This window comes from Candidatus Liberibacter africanus PTSAPSY, assembly GCF_001021085.1.
GTDB lineage: Bacteria > Pseudomonadota > Alphaproteobacteria > Rhizobiales > Rhizobiaceae > Liberibacter > Liberibacter africanus.
This window is the reverse complement of the sequence record NZ_CP004021.1, coordinates 954,027-970,807: the sequence shown is the minus strand read 5'-3', so window position 1 is coordinate 970,807 and position 16,781 is coordinate 954,027. Positions and strand designations below refer to the sequence as shown.

The window sequence follows — 16,781 nt, the reverse complement described above, 5'->3', positions numbered from 1 at the left end:
AAATATATGGCTCATACTCCTACCTCTCATTTCCAAAATGATCAAGGACATCCCAGCATCAAGATAGGCGTTAAAAGGTTTATGTGTGTCGGGGCGTCATTTCCTTTGGATCATCCCCATGTTTTTATCAATATGGGAGAAGAAAACGAAAAATATTGCCCTTACTGCTCAACACTTTATAAGTTTGATTCTTCCCTTAATTCAGAAGAGACATTCCCCGTAGGATGCTTTCTGTCGACTCATTAAGAAAATGTCACCAAAGGAATTTTGTCATTTAAAAGATCCACCATTTGTAGCGATAGTCGGAGCAGGAATATCTGGGTTAACTCTCGCTAACTCTCTCGCTAGTTGTGGAATACAATCTTGTGTTTTTGAAAAAAGGGATCAATGGTATGACAGAGGATTTGGTATACAAATATCCCCCAATGCTTCACGCATACTTAAAAAAATCGGCGTCTTAGATCAATTAGAAGATGTCTGGATTGAGCCAAAAGATTTTGTTTTTCGTTCTGGATCTAGCCTTAAAGAATTGAGCCGGTTCTCTTGCAAGGACTACTCACGCAATAATTGGGGTGGAGTCTATGGAGTAGTAAAGCGAAACACATTACACAATATACTTTTAAAAAATCTCCAAAAACAATCTTTAGCAAAATTACATTTATCAACTCGAATCAACCATCTAAACTGCACTCAAATATCTAATATACACAACAAAAAACCTGATCTAATAGTAGGTGCTGACGGATTGAATTCCAGTATACGACAATATGTAGACCAAAAACCTATAACATTTTCAGGACATGTTGCCTTACGTTGTCTGATTTCACAAAATGATGCCCCTGAATTTATTGATCTTCAATCAGTGAATGTGTTTTTCGGACCAGATTCCCATCTAGTAACCTATCCATTGCGCGAAGATAATACAATTAACATGGTTTTCATCAGCGATAAGCATACCTTAAATGATATCTCTTTATTTAAAAAAACTGCCAATAAAAAATGGTTTTTAAAGCATTTAACCAATTGGCATGACGAAATAATCCAGCTTATTTTAAAAACAAATAATGCTCATATTTACCCTTTATTTGAATGTATATGTAAGCGTTGGCATAATAATAAAGATACTGTTTTAATCGGTGATGCAGCACATACATTTTTACCTTTTACCGCTCAAGGAGCTAATATAGCAATAGAAGATTCTTATGTTTTATCACGACTTATCAGCACCAAGACAATATCTCAAGCTATTGTTACTTATCAGAAAACACGCACTGCACGAGTGAAGAGAATATACTATCGTAAAAAATTAAATCAGTTATTCTTCCACATGCATAAACCAGCTAGCCTCTTTAGAGACACCTATCTTCGCTTAGGTATTAACAAACCATTGCACCAAAGTTTAGACTGGATATACAAATATAACTGTATCTAAAAATATTCAATAAATTAAATAATGAAAGATTTCCCAAACCAATAAATTGCCGAATCAAGAATTCAAAGTTCTACATACTGCGATGAAAGAAACAATTTCAAGATCACATTACTCTCTACCTCAAATACCACTATCATTATCACTAAATCTATAAAGCTTTTTAAATATGTTTAAATGAAGCAAAATCAATAATATTTTTTATTATAGTACCCCCATAAGAAAAATAAAAAAACAAATGTTGAAAGCAAATAAAAACGCCATTTAAGCATTAACTAATTAAAATGATATTTTTATCCTACAATATTGATGTTTTTTCCGAAAAATATCTTGAAATTGTATGACAATTGCTTAGTCTCTCACAGAGTGTTTAGCATCTCTATTACTTTTTTCGTAGCTGATTTATTAATGATATATTTTTTGATTAGGTATACGCCTGCGGAGCATTTATTCTAAATTTATATCTCAAACATAACGGCCATTTTCAAAGAAAGGATACATTTGTGTACAGAGATTTTTTTATCGGTATTCTTTGCTTGACCATTCTATCTTGTACAAGCTTCTCTGCTAATGCCAATGTCTTGCAAGAAATAAAAAAAAGAGGTTTCTTGAAATGTGGAATTAATACCGGCCTTATAGGTTTTTCAGAAATTAAAGCAAATGGAGAATGGAAAGGATTTGATGTTGATTTTTGTAAAGCTTTATCCTCTGCAATTTTTGATGATCCTTCTAAAATCCACTATCTCCCTTTGAACGCAAAAGAACGTTTTATCTCTTTACAGTCAAAACAAATCGACATACTAAGTCGCAATACAGATTGGACCTTACTCCGCGAAACTGCGCTTGGTCTTGCTTTTCGTCCCATCACATATTTTGATGGACAAGGGTTTATCATGTATAAAAAGGAAGGAATTTCTTCAGTAAAACAACTATCTGGATCTTCTATTTGCGTCCAAGCAGGAACGACGACAGAACTCACTCTTGCAGATTATTTTAAAGCGCATAATATGACATATAATCCAATAGTATTTGAGCGTGTTGAAGAAATTGACGCGGCTTATCGTGCTCATCGCTGTGATGCCTATACGGGAGATCAATCGGCTTTATATGCTTTAAAGCTTACCACTGATAAGCCAAGTGAACACATAATTTTACCAGAAATCATTTCTAAATCTCCTCTTGCCCCTGCTATTATACAAGGTGATAGCGAATGGTATAACGTTGTTTCGTGGACTCATTATGCCATGGTAACAGCAGAAGAATTTGGCATTACCAAAAAGAACATTGATCAAATACGTCGTGATACTATTAATCCAGATATACAACGTTTTCTTGGAGTGGATAAAAATGGCAATATAGGAGAGAGTCTTGGCCTCACAAAAGATTGGGCTTATAGAATTATTAAACATATGGGAAATTATGGTGAAGTCTTTGATCGCAATCTTGGGAAAGATTCCATATTAAAGATTCCACGTGGATATAATTCCTTATGGTCCAAGGGTGGATTAATATATGCTCCACCTATCCGTTGAATTTTCTTGATCAATAATTTTTGTTCAATCATGTAAAAAAGATATCAAAAGTAATAAAATTAGCGAAAAATCCTTTGAATACGTCTTTATTTTATTACGTGGAGGAGATAGCTACTATATGGGTAAAAATGTTCAAAAAAAATCAAATCATTTTAGCGAAATGAAATTTTTATATGATACACGCGTACACAGAATATTAATTCAAGTATTCATTTTATTAATAATTGCGATATCCGTATTATGGTGTATTGATAACGTTTGCCATAATATGAAGAAATCTAACTTATCTTTAAGTATAGGATTTTTAACAGAACGCGCTGGATTTGAGATAGGTCAAGGAATTATACCTTACACGAGTGATTCTTCTTATATTAGAGCTATTTTAGTTGGATTCTCCAATACATTTTTGTTGGCTTTTTCAGGAATTATTCCTGCTACCCTCATAGGAATATTCGTAGGAAGAGGTCGCCTATCTTCTAACAAGCTTGTTTCATGTATTTGCAGAGTGTACGTGGAAATATTCCGAAATATTCCACCATTAGTTTTTATATTTTTCTGGTATCGATCTGTACTATCCTTTTTACCTATTCCCGATCATTCAATTATCTTACCATTTGGAATTTTCTTGAATAATCGCGGGATATCTTTTCCTGTATTAATCATGGATACAAATGCCAAAATTCTTATTTTTTCCTTTGTATTAGGAATATTTTTAAGCATTTTAGCAGTTAAATTATCTCGTCATTTCCATGAAAAAACTGGGAAAACCTTTCCTTTATTCTACTCTTCAATGTTTCTAATATTTGGATTACCATTTTTAGTTTTAATGGCATTAGGGTTCCAATTACATTTTGATCATCCTATACTTGGTGTATTCAACTGTATAGGAGGAAGCACAATAAGTCCTGAATTCATGTCTCTTTATATAGCTTTATCCTGTTATACAGCGTCTTTTATAGCAGAGATCGTGCGATTAGGTATTTCTGCAATTCCTCGTGGTCAAATAGAAGCAGCGATGTCACTTGGGCTCACTCCTGATAAAGTGATGCGTTTAATCCTTCTACCACAAGCAATGCGCATTATTATTCCACCTCTCACAAGTCAATACTTAAACTTATTGAAGAATTCCTCTCTTGCTGTCGCTGTAGGATTTGCAGATCTAGTATCTGTTGGAGGAACTATTATTAATCAAACAGGTCAAGCAATTGAAATTATTTTAATTTGGATGTTCATATATTTAACTTTATCGATCATGATTTCTTTATTCATGAATTATCTGAATTCTAAAATCGCTTTAAAGGAGAAAAAATGATTGATTCTCATAAAGAATTTCCTTATGTACGCAAACAATTATTGCCACCTTCTCCACCTCCTGTATATCAACGCGGGATTATTGCGTGGATTCACACTAGTTTTTTTTATACACTTAAAGATACTTTTTTAACTATATTATTTATATCCTTGCTAATATATTCAATTCCTGGAGTCATCCGTTGGTTTTTCATAGACGCTGTATGGGTAGGAAGTGACAGATCAGTATGTACGACTATATCTCAAGGTGGAATACGACCTGATGGTTGGAACGCTGCTTGTTGGGCTTTTGTATCTGATCGCTATCAACAGTTTATATTTGGAAATTATCCCATCACAATGCGATGGAGACCTATTCTAGTTTTTTTTACTGGATCGATTCTTTTGATTCCTATGCTTATTCCTTCTTGTCCTCGCAAAACTCTTAATAGCGTTTTGCTATTTGGTTTGTTCCCCATATTTTCTTTTTTCATCTTATACGGTGGCTTGGGACTTAGCGTTGTAGAAACGTCACTATGGGGAGGATTATTGGTTACCCTCGTGATTTCATTTTTTGGAATTATCGTTTCTATGCCAATAGGTATTTTGTTAGCATTAGGAAGGAATTCTCATATCCCCGTCTTAAAATATGCATGTATTGCATTCATTGAATTATTTCGTGGAGTACCATTAATAACCGTGCTCTTTATGTCTAGCGTTGTATTATCCTTATTCCTCCCTGATACGTGGGACGTTGATAAATTATTACGAGCTCTTATCGGGGTATCTGCTTTTGCCTCAGCTTACATTGCAGAAGTTTTTCGAGGAGGTTTACAATCTATCCCAAAAGGGCAATTTGAAGCTGCTAATTCTTTAGGGCTCAGATATTTCCCCAAAATGCGTTTTATTATTGTGCCACAAGTTATTAAGCGTGTAATACCCGGGATTGTTAATACTTTTATAGGATTGTTCAAAGATAGCTCTCTTATCTCAATCATCAATATGTTTGATATTCTAGGAGTCGTAAGGGCAAATTTTAGTGACTCGACGTGGATATCTTCTGTCACTCCTACTACTGGGTTAGTATTAGTTGGATTTATATTTTGGATATTTTGCTTTGGTATCTCATCATATTCTGTATTCATAGAAAAAAATATTCTTAAAAACAGCAAAAAATAAGGATTCTTGTAAAGATGAAAAATACTTTGGATAATTCAAGAAAAAATAACTTTGCTATTGAAATAAAATCCTTAAATAAGTGGTATGGGAATTTCCATGCATTACGTGATATTAATCTCAATGTATTACGTAACGAACGCGTTATTATTGCAGGACCTTCAGGATCAGGAAAGTCAACACTAATTCGTTGTATTAATCATATTGAAAAACATCAAGAAGGCGAGATTATTGTTAATGATATTCCTCTTAACAGTGATGTGAGAAATATTGAGGAAATTCATCGCAATGTTGGTATGGTTTTCCAACATTTCAATCTTTTTTCTAATTTAAGTGTTTTAGAAAATTGTACTCTTGGTCCTATTTGGGTTAGAAAAATGCCTAAGAAAGACGCAGAAGAACTTGCGATGTACTACTTAAACAAGGTACAAATTGCAGATAAAGCTCATAGATCATCTCTTTTATTGTCTGGAGGAGAAAATCAGCGTGCTGCCATTGCCCGTTCTTTATGTATGCAACCAAAAATTATGTTATTTGATGAACCAACTTCTGCGCTTGATCCAGAAATGGTAAAAGAAGTTTTAGATATAATGATTGATCTTGCAGAAGAAGGTATGACCATGGTTTGCGTTACACATGAGATGGGTTTCGCTCGTCAAGTTGCGAATCGAATTGTATTTATGGATCAAGGACAAATTGTTGAACAAAACTCTCCGGAAGAATTCTTTAGCAATCCTCAGCATGAGAGAACTCAATCTTTCTTAAGCCAAATAATTTATTAGTTAGATATTAATAGGATACTTGATTTATGAAAATTTTCTTGCTGTATTCAATCAGGGAAAATTATTTTTTTTGATAAATGATTATTTAACTTGATTAATCATAATATCTATATGTAGAATGTTGTATCTTGTATTTTCGGAGTGTGGCGCAGCCTGGTAGCGCATCTGGTTTGGGACCAGAGGGTCGGGAGTTCGAATCTCTCCACTCCGACCATTTTAAGTGCTTACTAAATATGATAGCAAAAATTTATAGTAAAAGCAAAAGCTCTACCCAATCGGGAAGAAGAGGACGTATAGGAGAATGGGTATTAGAGTTTGAAAAAAGCTCCCCCCCTTATATAGAGCCTCTATTAGGTTATACTTCTTCCAAAGATACTCTACAGCAAGTTAAGATTTTTTTCCCGTCTCTCGAAACGGCAGAAAAGTATGCAAAAGATCGTTTTATACAATATTATGTAATTCCATTACATAAGGAAACACAGAAAAAACTCTCTTATCAGAAAAACTTTTCGTATGATCGTTTAGAGCCGTGGACTCACTAAAGTAATTTATAGAATGGAAACTTGGCTCCTTAGCTCAGTGGATAGAGCGCCTGCCTTCTAAGCAGGATGTCGCAGGTTCGAATCCTGCAGGGGTCACCACATGTAAAATTCTATGGATACTTTAGGAGTACAGAGCAAATATTATAGCTCTACATGATAAAGGGAAATTAGATGATAAAGTTATAGCTGGGATGAAGAATGTAGTGGAAATCATCTAAAAAATGTCTGTACTTTATACGAAGTTGGGCAACTATTGTACTCCACTCTTAGAGATAAAAACTCTACTCTTAGAGATAAAAAAGCGAGATATGATCTATATAAAAAATCTGAGGTTCTTTTGGATTTTTCTGTTTTTTTGCATTCATCAATATATCAATTATATCCTCCTAAAGATGAAGAATGCATCACTATTTCTACACCAGAAGATTGTGATAAATTGCTAAAAGAAATTATGGCCTCTTAGCTCAGCGGATAGAGTGCCTGCCTTCTCGGGGTCATCACACGTAAAAAAGGAAATTATGCCTCCCCTAGCTCAGCGGATAAAGCAACTGCTTTATAAGCAGGGTCACCAATAAAAATTTAACTATTTGATTTAACGGTATTTTTTTTATTATTTGGCCTTACCTTCCGAAAGAGTGCGACTTGATTTCTGCTTTTCCATACCTTTTTTAGTTATAATAAACAAGGATATTTTGCCATCGAATTTTCTCTTTTTAACAAGTATTGACATAATTGTAGATATACTATTATACTTAATACAACCTTTTTATTATATTACTATATAGGATTGAATAATGAAAATATCGAAATATACAACTATTTTGCCCGCCCTATTGATTGCTGGTGGATTAGCTTCATGCAAAAAAGCATCAGATCCTCATAAAGATACAATTGACACTATAAAGAAAATTATTGAAGATAGTAAACCTGCAGCGGAAAAGCTTAAATCTATCGAGACTGCTGTTAATGGTGGAAAAACTGATGCTAGCAAAGGACAAACGTCAGGCACAAAAAATTAAAGAAGGCTAACAAAATAATATAAATACAGAAAGAGGGCTTACCATTAGCCCTCTTTCAACTGTCAACTATCTCCTTCTGCACGATTCGGTATACTAAAAGCCAAGAATACACGCGATTATCTCTTATTCAAACGAAGTGAGAAAAGCGAGAGGTCTTTGAATAATGAAGTTTTTTCCACACTCTACCATACTAATAACGGATAAAAAATAATCCAAAAAACAGTTGTCAAAGGTCGAACCATAGACGTGAAGCTATAATCAACCCCATTGAGTGCTACTTTTGTTTTATGCTCATGAATACTAGCTAATATCACTGGTTTATCTTTAATCTCTTCAACAGTAGTCATGTGCTCAGCATTGATATTTGCCAATTTAAAGCCTCAACCTATCGCGTTCTATTGATTGCTTGGACTTCATATGTTCTGCTATCGTTTCAAACACAGACGGGATAAAACGAAGCAAGAACCTAAATGCTACTCCAACAATAAAAGACTGTATCATGATTTAATCCACTCTTTGATAACTTGAACACAATATGAAATCACTGCTAATTTCGCAGAAATCACACCAATAGTTTTGATAAACTCAACCACCATTTTGGTTGTGTTCAGTATACTTATAAGCTCTTCAATACCCTCTTTTTGTTCGTTATATTGTTTTTCAAAATTATCGTAGATAGTACTAAGACAATTAATTCTAGCATAAAGATAATTAAATTCTTTCCGTGTAATTATTTTATAACTCTTTCAGGTCATTTATGCTATAACCTCTTGTAAATAGAGGTGTCTTTCCCCTTTAAAGTTATTTTATCTGTAACTATCCAGCATACACTTCTTTCAGTATCGGTAGTAAGAATTGAAGAAGAACTCATAGAAAAAGACCTAAAACAACCGTAACCAGTAAAAGCAAATGTTGGATATTTCCAAGCTGTTATATCACTTCCTGCTACAGATTCTCCAATTCCTTTCTCGGTGAAACCACTAATTTTACAACAACGGCCGTAAGACCTCTTATTAGTAATTTAAATCTGGTATCAATCGTGGCAGATTCAGCACCAACTGGCTGAAATAAGGATGGGGTTGGTATGAGGGAAGAATTGGAACCAAGACTTGTGAGTTTCTTATCAAACTCATCCTCTTTTGTTTCTAAAATCTTGATGGAGACTTGTAGTCGTGTTGCCACACTACACAGATCTTCTCTACCCTTGGTTACATCGGATACAACCCGATCTATTTTATTTTCGTTCTCTAATGTTTACAGTGCGATAGTGAAAGAGTCTTTAGCAAGCTCGACAGAATTGACATTATCCACATTCTAATAAAGGTCTCCGACTATAGTGGTAAAGTTCTTCACTGCTGTCTCTATAGCATCAACCCTGTCAGATATATCCTGTAGGAAAGCTTTGATTTCTTGCTGAAGTCCTTTGATTGTTTCTTTGTTTTCTTCATTAATATGAACAAGTTCCTCCACATGCCCGCTATTTGTTTGCATCATGTTGGAATGTTCTTTTAAAACGAAGCGTACTTTTTCCTTGAATTTTTCATTCTCTGCTATTGTACCTTCTAGCCCTCTGGTTTTATCTTCAAGGGCGGATATAAAATTTTCTTGTTCAACTAATTTAGAATCATATACCGAAGTCTTGTTTTGATTATAATTTATACTTTCGTTAAGACTATCCTGTATCGATCTGATCTCTCCTTTACTCTCCTCACTGGTAGAAAGAGGTTGTGTTTCTAACTTTTGAGATCTGTATCCTATTTTTTTAGCGGAGCTAAAACTTTTTCATCGAATGGCGACACACTGGCCGATGGCGTAAATTATATTTTCTTGATATTACTTTCAAGAAAAGAAATCCTTTGATAAAACACCTGTTAGGTCGACAGAGGATGTCGCAATTCTTTTTCCTCGAGATATAACGTCTTTAAGGGAACTATGCGTGAAGTCTTTAATATTGGGAACAAGAAGATCATCAGTTTTATAGTGTTCTAATATCTATTGTACCCAATAGAGAGTATCCTCGTTCTCACCTCTACTATCCATTCTCGTTTTTCCTACAATCCTCCAGAGTGCTGATCTCTTTTCATCAATGGGGTACATCGAATATTCACCAAGAGTACTTGCATAGAGATACCCATTAACAGATTCACTGGGGTAAACGATGTATTCGATATCATCACCATTTATGGCATCATTAGTAGTTTTATCTCTGTTGTTTTTAGGGTCTTTTAATTTAACAAAGAATATACAAGTTCGATCTTTCATCTAACATCTTATAAACTAGCGAAGGGATTTATCATTTATTATAGGATGCTCTGGGTCTTTGCTCTTCTCTTGAGAAAGAATAACGTTACCTTCGAAAATTAGCTCAGGATCATTATCTACTGCGACAATATAGTCAGGAGGGAGACAATAAGTTCTATACCACCCTTCCACTAATTCGACATCCGCTTCTGGTAATAATCCTCTCCGCATGACAAAACGCCATCACTAACTTCTAAGAGGAGCGGGATAAACGCTAGCCAAAGAGGGTACTATTCGTATACCTTGGTTTTCCCTCCTAAAGAAGTTATAGGAGGGATACCCAGTTTCTGTAATGCACGATTACAAGTTTTTAGCATTAGAGCCTACTTTTGTTTAGGGTTTTGCTGGGATTTTAAATGGCGCACCATATCCTGCAGTTTCACCAACACAAATTTTAGCAACAAGCTTTTCATTTATTCGTGTAGCACCCATTTTCATAGCATAAGTAAGTTGCATAGTGTTGTCGTCCAGAAAATTAACTTCTTTCTTAATGTTCTTCCATATTCCTAAAATAACGGCGTTTCTGTCAAATAAAGGAACAAGACGTTTGACGCCTTTGCCTAATTTTTCCTCAGTCCAGTATGGATTACCATCACCATCATTATCTTTTATAGATCTTCCAGGAATGGCATTGCTCGCGTAAAATTTTATACTCAGAATATTGCCATAGCCATCTTTTAAACTGTTGTCATTAATGACGTCAAATCTAGTTAAGAGAGGGTCTTTAAATAGATTAAGCCTATCGCTATGGGAAACTATCATATCATGGAAAAAATTCATAACTACTACGGCCCTACAGCCAGCGACTTTACTTTCAACCAATAAAGGAAGAAGACTACCTATTTTAAGGAGAATAACTCATGATGTCGATTATAACATATGATGAACGATCGAAAGAAAAACGAGGAATCAAATGCTGTGTTTTTGGTGAAATCGGGATTGGTAAAAGCTCCCTTCTCTAGACACTTCCTGAAGAAAGACGCTTTTTGTTGATTTGGAAGCAGGAGACTTACCTGTTAAGGATTGGAAAGGAGACGCCTTAAAACCAACCACTTGGAAAGAATTGCGAGATTTAGCTGTATATATAGCAGTACCTAATCCAGATCTTGGAGACAACAACGTCCCCTACTCAAAAAAGCATTATCAAAATGTGTGTGCTAGATTTGGGGACCCAAAAGAAAATTTTGGAAAGTACAAAACAATCTTCATAGACAGTATCAGTCAAGCAAGCCGTATGAGCCTTCCTCTATTGTGAACAAAAGTCAGAATCCACAAACAATGGGGGAATAGACGGTCAGGCTATCTACAGAATTCATAGTAAAGAGATGTTGGATTGGGTCAGGCATTTACAAATAGCAAGATCAAAAAACATTTGGCTTGTTGGGATTTTGGATAAGAAACTTGACGATCATGATATACCTGTATATTCATTCCAGATTGAAGGGAGCAAAACAAGTGATGAGCTTGTAGGGATCGTTGATGAAATTTTAGTCATGGCGCTAACCGTAAATCCTAAAGACCCATCAAAACGTATTCGTATCTTTATATGCCAACCAGACAATCTCTATGACGTGACTGCAAAGGATCGTTCTGGGAAATTAGACTTATATGAAGAACCGCACTTAGATTTATATCATGGAAAAAATTCATAACGGCCGTCGCCAGCATAAAGTCCGTAACATTACTTACAAACAATAAAGGATAAAACCATGCCAGTATTAGATTTTAAAACAGGCTCTATCTATTTGGACAGTGAATACTAATGTGGTTGAAGGAGAATATTATAATATAACAATATTTGATTTCATAGGTATCTGCAGTCCTAACAAAGATAATGCATGGAGGAATATGGGGCACTCCTTTATTAAAGGAATATTGTCTTCGGCTATAAGAGTACCGCTTAAAGAGAAATCACCCCGTTCTCAAAAAGCTGTCACAATCAATTTCTATTAGGAACTCAATGGTCTTGTATTTTTGGCTGAAGTAAAAATTGGAAGAGACGTCAAATGGTTATGAAGAGCAAAACAAGATCGTAAAAATCATAAAACCAGAACACAATGATATAATACCTTGATGCGGGATACATACACATAATACCTGCATGATACCCCCCACAACCACAACCACAACCACAACCACAACCACAACCACAACCACAACCACAACCACAACCACAACCACAAAATTATCCTGTAGATACTGTGGGTGGTTTTTCAATGAGGATGTTCCATTTTAAATTATGTTGTTACGAGAGAGACAAAAAGATCTGGTTAATAAAGCCATTTACGCCTTAAAAAAAAACGGAGATACATTGGCAGTTTCTCCAACAGGGGCTGGAAAAACAATCATGTTATCTGCAATTATAGGGCATTTCTTTCAGCAGAAAGAAGCAAGCAAAGCATGTGTTATCCCCCATAGAGACGAATTAACAAAGCAGAACGAAGCAAAGTTTAAGATGGTTAACCCAGGTATCACCACATCAAGATTTACCTCTTCAAATAAAAATTGGAATGGTCAAGTGTGTTTTGCTATGGTTCACACTCTCAATAACCACAAGTATAGAATACCAAAGTTGGATATGCTTGTGATTGATGAAGCTCACCATGCAACAGCAGAAACCTACCAAAAAATTCTCAATATTGTGAAAAAAGTCAATCCTGATTGTAAAATTCTTGGCATGACCGCTACTCCTAACAGAGGAGATGGAGAAGGATTAATAAAAGTCTTTAGCAATGTCGCTGATCAGATCTCCATGACGGAATTAATTTCATCTGGTCATCTCGTTAAGCCAAGTTTTTATGTCATTGATGTAGGAATAAAGGAAGAACTTGATAAGGTTAGAAAAAAGGTTCTGATTATGACATGGATCAAGTGGCTGATATCATGAACACTGAACCGATTAATTCGGAAATAGTTCGTCATTGGAAAGAAAAAGCTGTTGATCGGAGTACTGTAATATTTTGTTCTACTCTTAAACATGCATCAGATGTTACCCAAACTTTTATTGCAGGTGGTGTTAATGCGGGGATGGTTTGGGGAGAGATGGGAAGTTACGAAAGATCAAAAGTTTTAAAAGATTTTGAACAAGGGAAAAATTCAAGTACTTGTTAATGTTGCTGTACTAACAGAAGGTTGGGATTGTCCACCTGTCTCTTGTGTTGTCTTACTTCGTGCTTCTTCATACAAATCAACTGTTTTGCAAATGATTGGAAGAGGATTACGTATTGTTGATCCAGAAATTTACCCAGATGTGATAAAAAAAGACTGTATCATCATGGATTTTGGAATTTCTCTTATCAAACATGGTTTCTTAGAACAAAAAGCAAACTTAGATGGAAGAATAAAAGGAACAAGAGAAGAAGAAGACCCCCCTGATAGATCAAAAAAAGATCGTATAATAATTTCTAATTTCCAAATGAAGGAATGCGATGGATTAATAGGATCGCCATTTGAATGGTACAACGTTAAAGGCCAAGGGACACAATTTACTTCTACAGGTTTTGAAGCATGGGGATATGTGACGTACACAAAAGGCACGTGGTTTGCTTTTGGCGGAATAAGAGACGATAAGAAAGTTCGCTTTTTAATGCGAGGGGAAAAGGCAAATTGCTTAGCTAAGGCTAATGATTGGATTAACTTAAAAGAACAAACTGATAAAGCATTTAAAAACAAAAGATGGATTAATGAGCCTGCTACTCAAAAACAACTAAGCCTTTTGAATCCAACATTCGCCAATGACTATAGTTTAACTAAAGCCCATGCTTCTTCCTTAATTACCGTTCAAAGCAGACTTTCTGAAATCAAAAAGATACTGGGGGTAAAAATTGCTTAGATTTAAAACATTTTCAGATATAGTAAATGAATTAATTGAAGAGACTAAACCTGAACAGAAGCCTAGAAAATATTTAGGAGCTTCTGTTATAGGTGATCCTTGTTCTCACAAGCTTCAATACCATTTGACACAAACACCAAAAGACGAAGAATTCTCAAGCAGAACACTACGTATATTCGATAAAGGACATGCGTTTGAATAGTTAGCAATAGAATGTTTACGTAAAGCAGGATTTGAACTTATCACCAAAGACGAAAACGGCGAACAGCTTGGATTTTCGCAATTAGATGGTGCTTTTCAAGGTCACATCGATGGTGTAATCACATCTGCTCCAAAAGAACTTAATTTGGCTGTACCTTGTATTTTGGAGTGCAAAACCATGAACAACAAATCATGGTTAGCTACTTCTAATAGAGGTCTTGCGAAATCAAAACCATTGTATTCTGCACAGATTGCTTTGTATCAAGCGTATATGGAATACCACGAAAATCCTGCTTTATTCATGGCTATAAACAAAGATACTGAAGAAATTTATTTTGAGCTTATTCCATTTGATGTTAAACTTGCACAATCATTGAGCGATAAAGCTTTATACATTGTACAAGACACACAGGCAGGTTATACGTTCCCTAGAATATCTACAGATCCTGAATGTTTCCAGTGCCGTTTTTGTGATTATAAAAAAAGGTGTTGGGATGAACAAGCTTGACTTCAGTGATGTCATAAGCGGAGGAAACCCTGTATTAACAAGAGAAGATGCTGAAAGACTGTTGTTTGATAATATTCATTCCGTTGTGCAGTATTTATTACCTAACGGCACAAGGAAAAATGGCAAATACAGAACGTCTGACGTTACGGGCGGTAAAGGCAGTAGTCTAAATGTTAATTTAGAAGGTAACACTCTTGGTCTTTGGTATGATTTCGCTACAGGTGATAAAGGAGATATTTTTGATCTTTGGGCAATCAGTAAAGGATTAGATGCTAGAGCAGATTTCCCTAAGGTTTTGCAATCAATTGCTCAATGGTTTGGGAAAGATTTTAAAGTAAAGCATAGCAGTGATATCCATCGCAAAGAATGGATTTACACAGATGCTCAAGGCAATCCCATTGTTAGGATATCACGCCGAGACATTGATGGTAAAAAACATATCTTCCTTTTGATTTTACAACACAAAATACGGGTATACCTGCAATTAATCGTCCTTTGTACAATCAAGTTGGATTGTTAAAATCCAAGAATATTTTTGTCGTTGAAGGTGAAAAATGCGCTGAGGCTTTGATCAAAAGTGGATTTATGGCAACAAAAGCAATGCAAGGGGCTAATACTGATCCTGCGAAAACTGATTGGACACCACTACAAGACAAACACATCTGTATTTGGAAGGGCAATTCTACCAGTAGAAAACTATGATGTTTGGGTAGAACATGCTTAAGGAGAAATATAATGAGCAAACATCAAAAACGACGTATTAGAATGTATGAAACAGCTCGTCTCGTCCAAGAAATGAATATCCTTATGAAATTGAAACAGATGGGACAATATTTCGATTTGAGCCTTTAAAAGTAAAGAAGATAAAGACACCTATTCCTGATGAAGATGATATTTGTAGGTTATAAGAGCATGCCACCAAAACTTAGAATTCCTCCTTTTGTTAGGGAAAGAGAAAACACGCCATGGGAAAGTAATCTATTATTTTAGAAAAAGTCACGGGCCTCGTACGAGTCTACCATACCCGCATGAACCTCACTTTATGGATACTTATATTTCTATTTTATCTGGAATACTGACAGAAAAAGTTTCTACCCAAGTGCCCCCACCCCAGAAAACCCCTTGCTCCCTTAAAATAGTTGATAGGGAAATACTAAAAAAGCTCAGATTGGACTGGTTTATCTCTTAATTCTAAAAAGATTTTCAATTTTTGCTTTACTCAAGTTATTAAAAAATCAGGAGATTTTGACTATAAAAAAATAACTTCTATGCATATTCGTGAAGAAATTGAAGCAAGAAAGAATACACCTGCTGCAGCAGTAAAATTTTTGGCTACAATGCGGTCTTTATTTAAATGGGCACATCAGCATAAGTACATATCGATCAACCCTTGTATTGGCATTGAAAAACCTCGGCATAAAACTGATGGCTTTAAACCGTGGACAATAGAAGAAATGCAAAAGTCCAAACTTTACTGGGAAGAAGGGACACTTCCACATCTTGCTTTTGATTTTCTATTATACATGGGATTAAGAGTCTCAGACGCTTGTCGAGCGGAATATCAGAATTTAAAGGTGATATCTTTTCTATCAAAACCCAGAAAGTAGGAACAATTGTAACCATTGAACTTCCTAAAAGTTTAATGAGACTTCTTGAGATTAATATGCTATTGCAAAATATGAAAAAGAAAAAAGGCTATCCGTTGCTAATCATATCTTTGATTTTTTGAAAAAAGTGAAATATTACTCCTAATACCCTGAATATTTCACCATAGTTTTTAATAAATGAAATCGTATTTAGAATAGATGATTCTATAAATTTTTTCCGTGTAATATCCTCCGGCGCACACCTAATATGACAATTAATATGACAATCACATTATCAAATATTGACAAATACGCCTTTTTTATAAAATAAACGTAGAAATATCCAAAATACGGTAAATCTAAATAATATTTATGAAGTAACCTTATTCTGTCTGCACATTTTGTATGGAATGAGTTATGCGATTGGTATGTTGAATTTATTAAATCAATCCATACAAAAAGATATAAAATAGCAGACACATCGTTAAAACGACGATATTAATACTGTATTTCAAATTATTATCTATTTTAAAATATAAAAAACCAGTATACAAAAGCGCTAGGATAGTGCCAAAGGTTCTCA

Annotated in this window: 26 protein-coding genes, 2 tRNA genes and 1 pseudogene; 22 read left to right on the top strand and 7 right to left on the bottom strand. The window is 34.9% G+C overall.

Going from position 1 to position 16,781, the window contains the following annotated elements; all coding sequences use genetic code 11:
• The first annotated feature begins 6 nt into the window (after positions 1 to 6).
• The 11 genes from G293_RS04400 to G293_RS04350 all read left to right on the top strand — a co-directional run bounded on the left by G293_RS04400 (position 7) and on the right by G293_RS04350 (position 7,770).
• Complete coding sequence (locus G293_RS04400; RefSeq protein WP_047264463.1) at positions 7 to 246, top strand: zinc-finger domain-containing protein; 240 nt, start codon at positions 7 to 9, stop codon at positions 244 to 246.
• 4 nt (positions 247 to 250) lie between these two features.
• Entirely contained in the window at positions 251 to 1,432 is a 1,182-nt protein-coding gene (locus G293_RS04395; RefSeq protein WP_047264462.1) for an FAD-dependent monooxygenase, read from the top strand.
• A gap of 500 nt (positions 1,433 to 1,932) precedes the next feature.
• The gene (locus G293_RS04390) at positions 1,933 to 2,961 is read left to right on the top strand and encodes an amino acid ABC transporter substrate-binding protein (RefSeq protein ID WP_047264461.1); all 1,029 of its coding nucleotides are present in this window, start codon (positions 1,933 to 1,935) and stop codon (positions 2,959 to 2,961) included.
• A gap of 118 nt (positions 2,962 to 3,079) precedes the next feature.
• On the top strand, positions 3,080 to 4,273 hold the full coding sequence (locus G293_RS04385) for an amino acid ABC transporter permease (protein WP_047264460.1): 1,194 nt from the start codon (positions 3,080 to 3,082) through the stop codon (positions 4,271 to 4,273).
• A complete protein-coding gene (locus G293_RS04380; RefSeq protein WP_047264459.1) occupies positions 4,270 to 5,430 on the top strand; it encodes an amino acid ABC transporter permease in 1,161 nt (386 codons plus the stop codon). Before G293_RS04385 ends, G293_RS04380 begins: the two co-directional genes overlap by 4 nt.
• A gap of 14 nt (positions 5,431 to 5,444) precedes the next feature.
• A complete protein-coding gene (locus tag G293_RS04375; protein WP_047264458.1) occupies positions 5,445 to 6,209 on the top strand; it encodes an amino acid ABC transporter ATP-binding protein in 765 nt (254 codons plus the stop codon).
• Between the two features lie 137 nt (positions 6,210 to 6,346).
• Positions 6,347 to 6,423 (top strand) — tRNA-Pro (locus tag G293_RS04370).
• A gap of 19 nt (positions 6,424 to 6,442) precedes the next feature.
• Complete coding sequence (locus tag G293_RS04365) at positions 6,443 to 6,751, top strand: NADH dehydrogenase ubiquinone Fe-S protein 4 (RefSeq protein WP_047264457.1); 309 nt, start codon at positions 6,443 to 6,445, stop codon at positions 6,749 to 6,751.
• Positions 6,752 to 6,774: 23 nt separating this feature from the next.
• Positions 6,775 to 6,850: transfer RNA gene (locus G293_RS04360), tRNA-Arg, on the top strand.
• A 154-nt stretch (positions 6,851 to 7,004) separates the two neighbouring features.
• Entirely contained in the window at positions 7,005 to 7,214 is a 210-nt protein-coding gene (locus G293_RS04355; RefSeq protein WP_047264456.1) for a hypothetical protein, read from the top strand.
• Positions 7,215 to 7,545: 331 nt separating this feature from the next.
• Positions 7,546 to 7,770: a hypothetical protein gene (locus G293_RS04350; RefSeq protein WP_047264455.1), complete on the top strand. Its 225-nt coding sequence runs from the start codon at positions 7,546 to 7,548 to the stop codon at positions 7,768 to 7,770.
• A gap of 182 nt (positions 7,771 to 7,952) precedes the next feature.
• Here G293_RS04350 and G293_RS05975 read toward each other — a convergent pair whose 3' ends face one another.
• Positions 7,953 to 8,141 carry a hypothetical protein gene (locus tag G293_RS05975; RefSeq protein WP_244464374.1) on the bottom strand — a complete coding sequence of 63 codons (189 nt, stop codon included), beginning with the start codon at positions 8,139 to 8,141 and terminating at the stop codon, positions 7,953 to 7,955.
• A 1-nt stretch (position 8,142) separates the two neighbouring features.
• Positions 8,143 to 8,271, bottom strand: coding sequence for a hypothetical protein (locus tag G293_RS06030; RefSeq protein WP_280136106.1), 129 nt, complete (start codon positions 8,269 to 8,271; stop codon positions 8,143 to 8,145).
• A 583-nt stretch (positions 8,272 to 8,854) separates the two neighbouring features.
• Between G293_RS06030 and G293_RS05680 the strand changes: the two genes are divergently transcribed.
• Entirely contained in the window at positions 8,855 to 9,088 is a 234-nt protein-coding gene (locus G293_RS05680) for a hypothetical protein (RefSeq protein ID WP_148407343.1), read from the top strand.
• Here the strand turns inward: G293_RS05680 and G293_RS04335 are convergent.
• The 4 genes from G293_RS04335 to G293_RS04320 all read right to left on the bottom strand — a co-directional run bounded on the left by G293_RS04335 (position 9,085) and on the right by G293_RS04320 (position 10,851).
• Positions 9,085 to 9,264: a hypothetical protein gene (locus G293_RS04335; protein ID WP_047264453.1), complete on the bottom strand. Its 180-nt coding sequence runs from the start codon at positions 9,262 to 9,264 to the stop codon at positions 9,085 to 9,087. The two genes, G293_RS05680 and G293_RS04335, sit on opposite strands and share 4 nt — an antisense overlap.
• Positions 9,265 to 9,762: 498 nt before the next feature.
• Positions 9,763 to 10,032 (bottom strand): hypothetical protein, encoded by a 270-nt coding sequence (locus G293_RS04330; RefSeq protein ID WP_047264452.1) that lies wholly within the window; start codon positions 10,030 to 10,032, stop codon positions 9,763 to 9,765.
• Positions 10,033 to 10,047: 15 nt separating this feature from the next.
• A complete protein-coding gene (locus G293_RS04325) occupies positions 10,048 to 10,242 on the bottom strand; it encodes a hypothetical protein (protein WP_047264451.1) in 195 nt (64 codons plus the stop codon).
• 162 nt (positions 10,243 to 10,404) lie between these two features.
• Positions 10,405 to 10,851, bottom strand: coding sequence for a phage capsid protein (locus tag G293_RS04320; RefSeq protein WP_148407342.1), 447 nt, complete (start codon positions 10,849 to 10,851; stop codon positions 10,405 to 10,407).
• 208 nt (positions 10,852 to 11,059) lie between these two features.
• Between G293_RS04320 and G293_RS06025 the strand changes: the two are divergent.
• Together G293_RS06025 and G293_RS06020 are read left to right on the top strand one after the other, a co-directional pair.
• Positions 11,060 to 11,326 (top strand): annotated as a pseudogene (locus G293_RS06025) (AAA family ATPase); the annotation flags it as partial.
• Between the two features lie 31 nt (positions 11,327 to 11,357).
• Positions 11,358 to 11,723: an AAA family ATPase gene (locus G293_RS06020; protein ID WP_083965959.1), complete on the top strand. Its 366-nt coding sequence runs from the start codon at positions 11,358 to 11,360 to the stop codon at positions 11,721 to 11,723.
• Positions 11,724 to 12,081: 358 nt separating this feature from the next.
• Here G293_RS06020 and G293_RS05795 read toward each other — a convergent pair whose 3' ends face one another.
• Positions 12,082 to 12,288, bottom strand: coding sequence for a hypothetical protein (locus G293_RS05795; protein ID WP_162488566.1), 207 nt, complete (start codon positions 12,286 to 12,288; stop codon positions 12,082 to 12,084).
• A 22-nt stretch (positions 12,289 to 12,310) separates the two neighbouring features.
• Between G293_RS05795 and G293_RS05825 the strand changes: the two genes are divergently transcribed.
• The 8 genes from G293_RS05825 (at position 12,311) to G293_RS05455 (ending at position 16,219) form a co-directional block, all read left to right on the top strand.
• Positions 12,311 to 12,958: a DEAD/DEAH box helicase gene (locus tag G293_RS05825; protein ID WP_052775036.1), complete on the top strand. Its 648-nt coding sequence runs from the start codon at positions 12,311 to 12,313 to the stop codon at positions 12,956 to 12,958.
• Entirely contained in the window at positions 12,934 to 13,182 is a 249-nt protein-coding gene (locus G293_RS05820; protein WP_052775035.1) for a hypothetical protein, read from the top strand. Before G293_RS05825 ends, G293_RS05820 begins: the two co-directional genes overlap by 25 nt.
• Positions 13,151 to 13,903 carry a DEAD/DEAH box helicase gene (locus tag G293_RS05815; RefSeq protein ID WP_052775034.1) on the top strand — a complete coding sequence of 251 codons (753 nt, stop codon included), beginning with the start codon at positions 13,151 to 13,153 and terminating at the stop codon, positions 13,901 to 13,903. The genes G293_RS05820 and G293_RS05815 overlap by 32 nt, the downstream gene beginning before the upstream one ends.
• Positions 13,896 to 14,105: a hypothetical protein gene (locus tag G293_RS05665; protein WP_052775033.1), complete on the top strand. Its 210-nt coding sequence runs from the start codon at positions 13,896 to 13,898 to the stop codon at positions 14,103 to 14,105. Before G293_RS05815 ends, G293_RS05665 begins: the two co-directional genes overlap by 8 nt.
• A gap of 177 nt (positions 14,106 to 14,282) precedes the next feature.
• The gene (locus G293_RS05660; protein WP_052775032.1) at positions 14,283 to 14,612 is read left to right on the top strand and encodes a hypothetical protein; all 330 of its coding nucleotides are present in this window, start codon (positions 14,283 to 14,285) and stop codon (positions 14,610 to 14,612) included.
• Entirely contained in the window at positions 14,599 to 15,132 is a 534-nt protein-coding gene (locus tag G293_RS04300; protein ID WP_047264449.1) for a hypothetical protein, read from the top strand. The genes G293_RS05660 and G293_RS04300 overlap by 14 nt, the downstream gene beginning before the upstream one ends.
• Complete coding sequence (locus G293_RS04295; protein WP_158402227.1) at positions 15,126 to 15,314, top strand: hypothetical protein; 189 nt, start codon at positions 15,126 to 15,128, stop codon at positions 15,312 to 15,314. Before G293_RS04300 ends, G293_RS04295 begins: the two co-directional genes overlap by 7 nt.
• 566 nt (positions 15,315 to 15,880) lie before the next feature.
• Positions 15,881 to 16,219, top strand: coding sequence for a site-specific integrase (locus tag G293_RS05455; protein WP_052775031.1), 339 nt, complete (start codon positions 15,881 to 15,883; stop codon positions 16,217 to 16,219).
• The last annotated feature ends 562 nt before the right edge of the window (positions 16,220 to 16,781 follow it).

Excerpts from the sequence above, each read along its gene's own strand:
- G293_RS04320 (WP_148407342.1), bottom strand. The coding sequence starts at position 10,851 with ATGAATTTTTTCCATGATATGATAGTTTCCCATAGCGATAGGCTTAAT.
- G293_RS04375 (WP_047264458.1), top strand. The coding sequence starts at position 5,445 with ATGAAAAATACTTTGGATAATTCAAGAAAAAATAACTTTGCTATTGAA.
- G293_RS04325 (WP_047264451.1), bottom strand. The coding sequence starts at position 10,242 with ATGCGGAGAGGATTATTACCAGAAGCGGATGTCGAATTAGTGGAAGGG.
- G293_RS06030 (WP_280136106.1), bottom strand. The coding sequence starts at position 8,271 with ATGATACAGTCTTTTATTGTTGGAGTAGCATTTAGGTTCTTGCTTCGT.
- G293_RS05825 (WP_052775036.1), top strand. The coding sequence starts at position 12,311 with ATGTTGTTACGAGAGAGACAAAAAGATCTGGTTAATAAAGCCATTTAC.
- G293_RS04400 (WP_047264463.1), top strand. The coding sequence starts at position 7 with ATGGCTCATACTCCTACCTCTCATTTCCAAAATGATCAAGGACATCCC.
- G293_RS04365 (WP_047264457.1), top strand. The coding sequence starts at position 6,443 with ATGATAGCAAAAATTTATAGTAAAAGCAAAAGCTCTACCCAATCGGGA.
- G293_RS05455 (WP_052775031.1), top strand. The coding sequence starts at position 15,881 with ATGCATATTCGTGAAGAAATTGAAGCAAGAAAGAATACACCTGCTGCA.
- G293_RS04330 (WP_047264452.1), bottom strand. The coding sequence starts at position 10,032 with ATGAAAGATCGAACTTGTATATTCTTTGTTAAATTAAAAGACCCTAAA.
- G293_RS04385 (WP_047264460.1), top strand. The coding sequence starts at position 3,080 with ATGGGTAAAAATGTTCAAAAAAAATCAAATCATTTTAGCGAAATGAAA.
- G293_RS05680 (WP_148407343.1), top strand. The coding sequence starts at position 8,855 with ATGAGGGAAGAATTGGAACCAAGACTTGTGAGTTTCTTATCAAACTCA.
- G293_RS04380 (WP_047264459.1), top strand. The coding sequence starts at position 4,270 with ATGATTGATTCTCATAAAGAATTTCCTTATGTACGCAAACAATTATTG.
- G293_RS05820 (WP_052775035.1), top strand. The coding sequence starts at position 12,934 with ATGGATCAAGTGGCTGATATCATGAACACTGAACCGATTAATTCGGAA.
- G293_RS04395 (WP_047264462.1), top strand. The coding sequence starts at position 251 with ATGTCACCAAAGGAATTTTGTCATTTAAAAGATCCACCATTTGTAGCG.
- G293_RS04300 (WP_047264449.1), top strand. The coding sequence starts at position 14,599 with ATGAACAAGCTTGACTTCAGTGATGTCATAAGCGGAGGAAACCCTGTA.
- G293_RS05660 (WP_052775032.1), top strand. The coding sequence starts at position 14,283 with ATGAACAACAAATCATGGTTAGCTACTTCTAATAGAGGTCTTGCGAAA.
- G293_RS04335 (WP_047264453.1), bottom strand. The coding sequence starts at position 9,264 with ATGATGCAAACAAATAGCGGGCATGTGGAGGAACTTGTTCATATTAAT.
- G293_RS04350 (WP_047264455.1), top strand. The coding sequence starts at position 7,546 with ATGAAAATATCGAAATATACAACTATTTTGCCCGCCCTATTGATTGCT.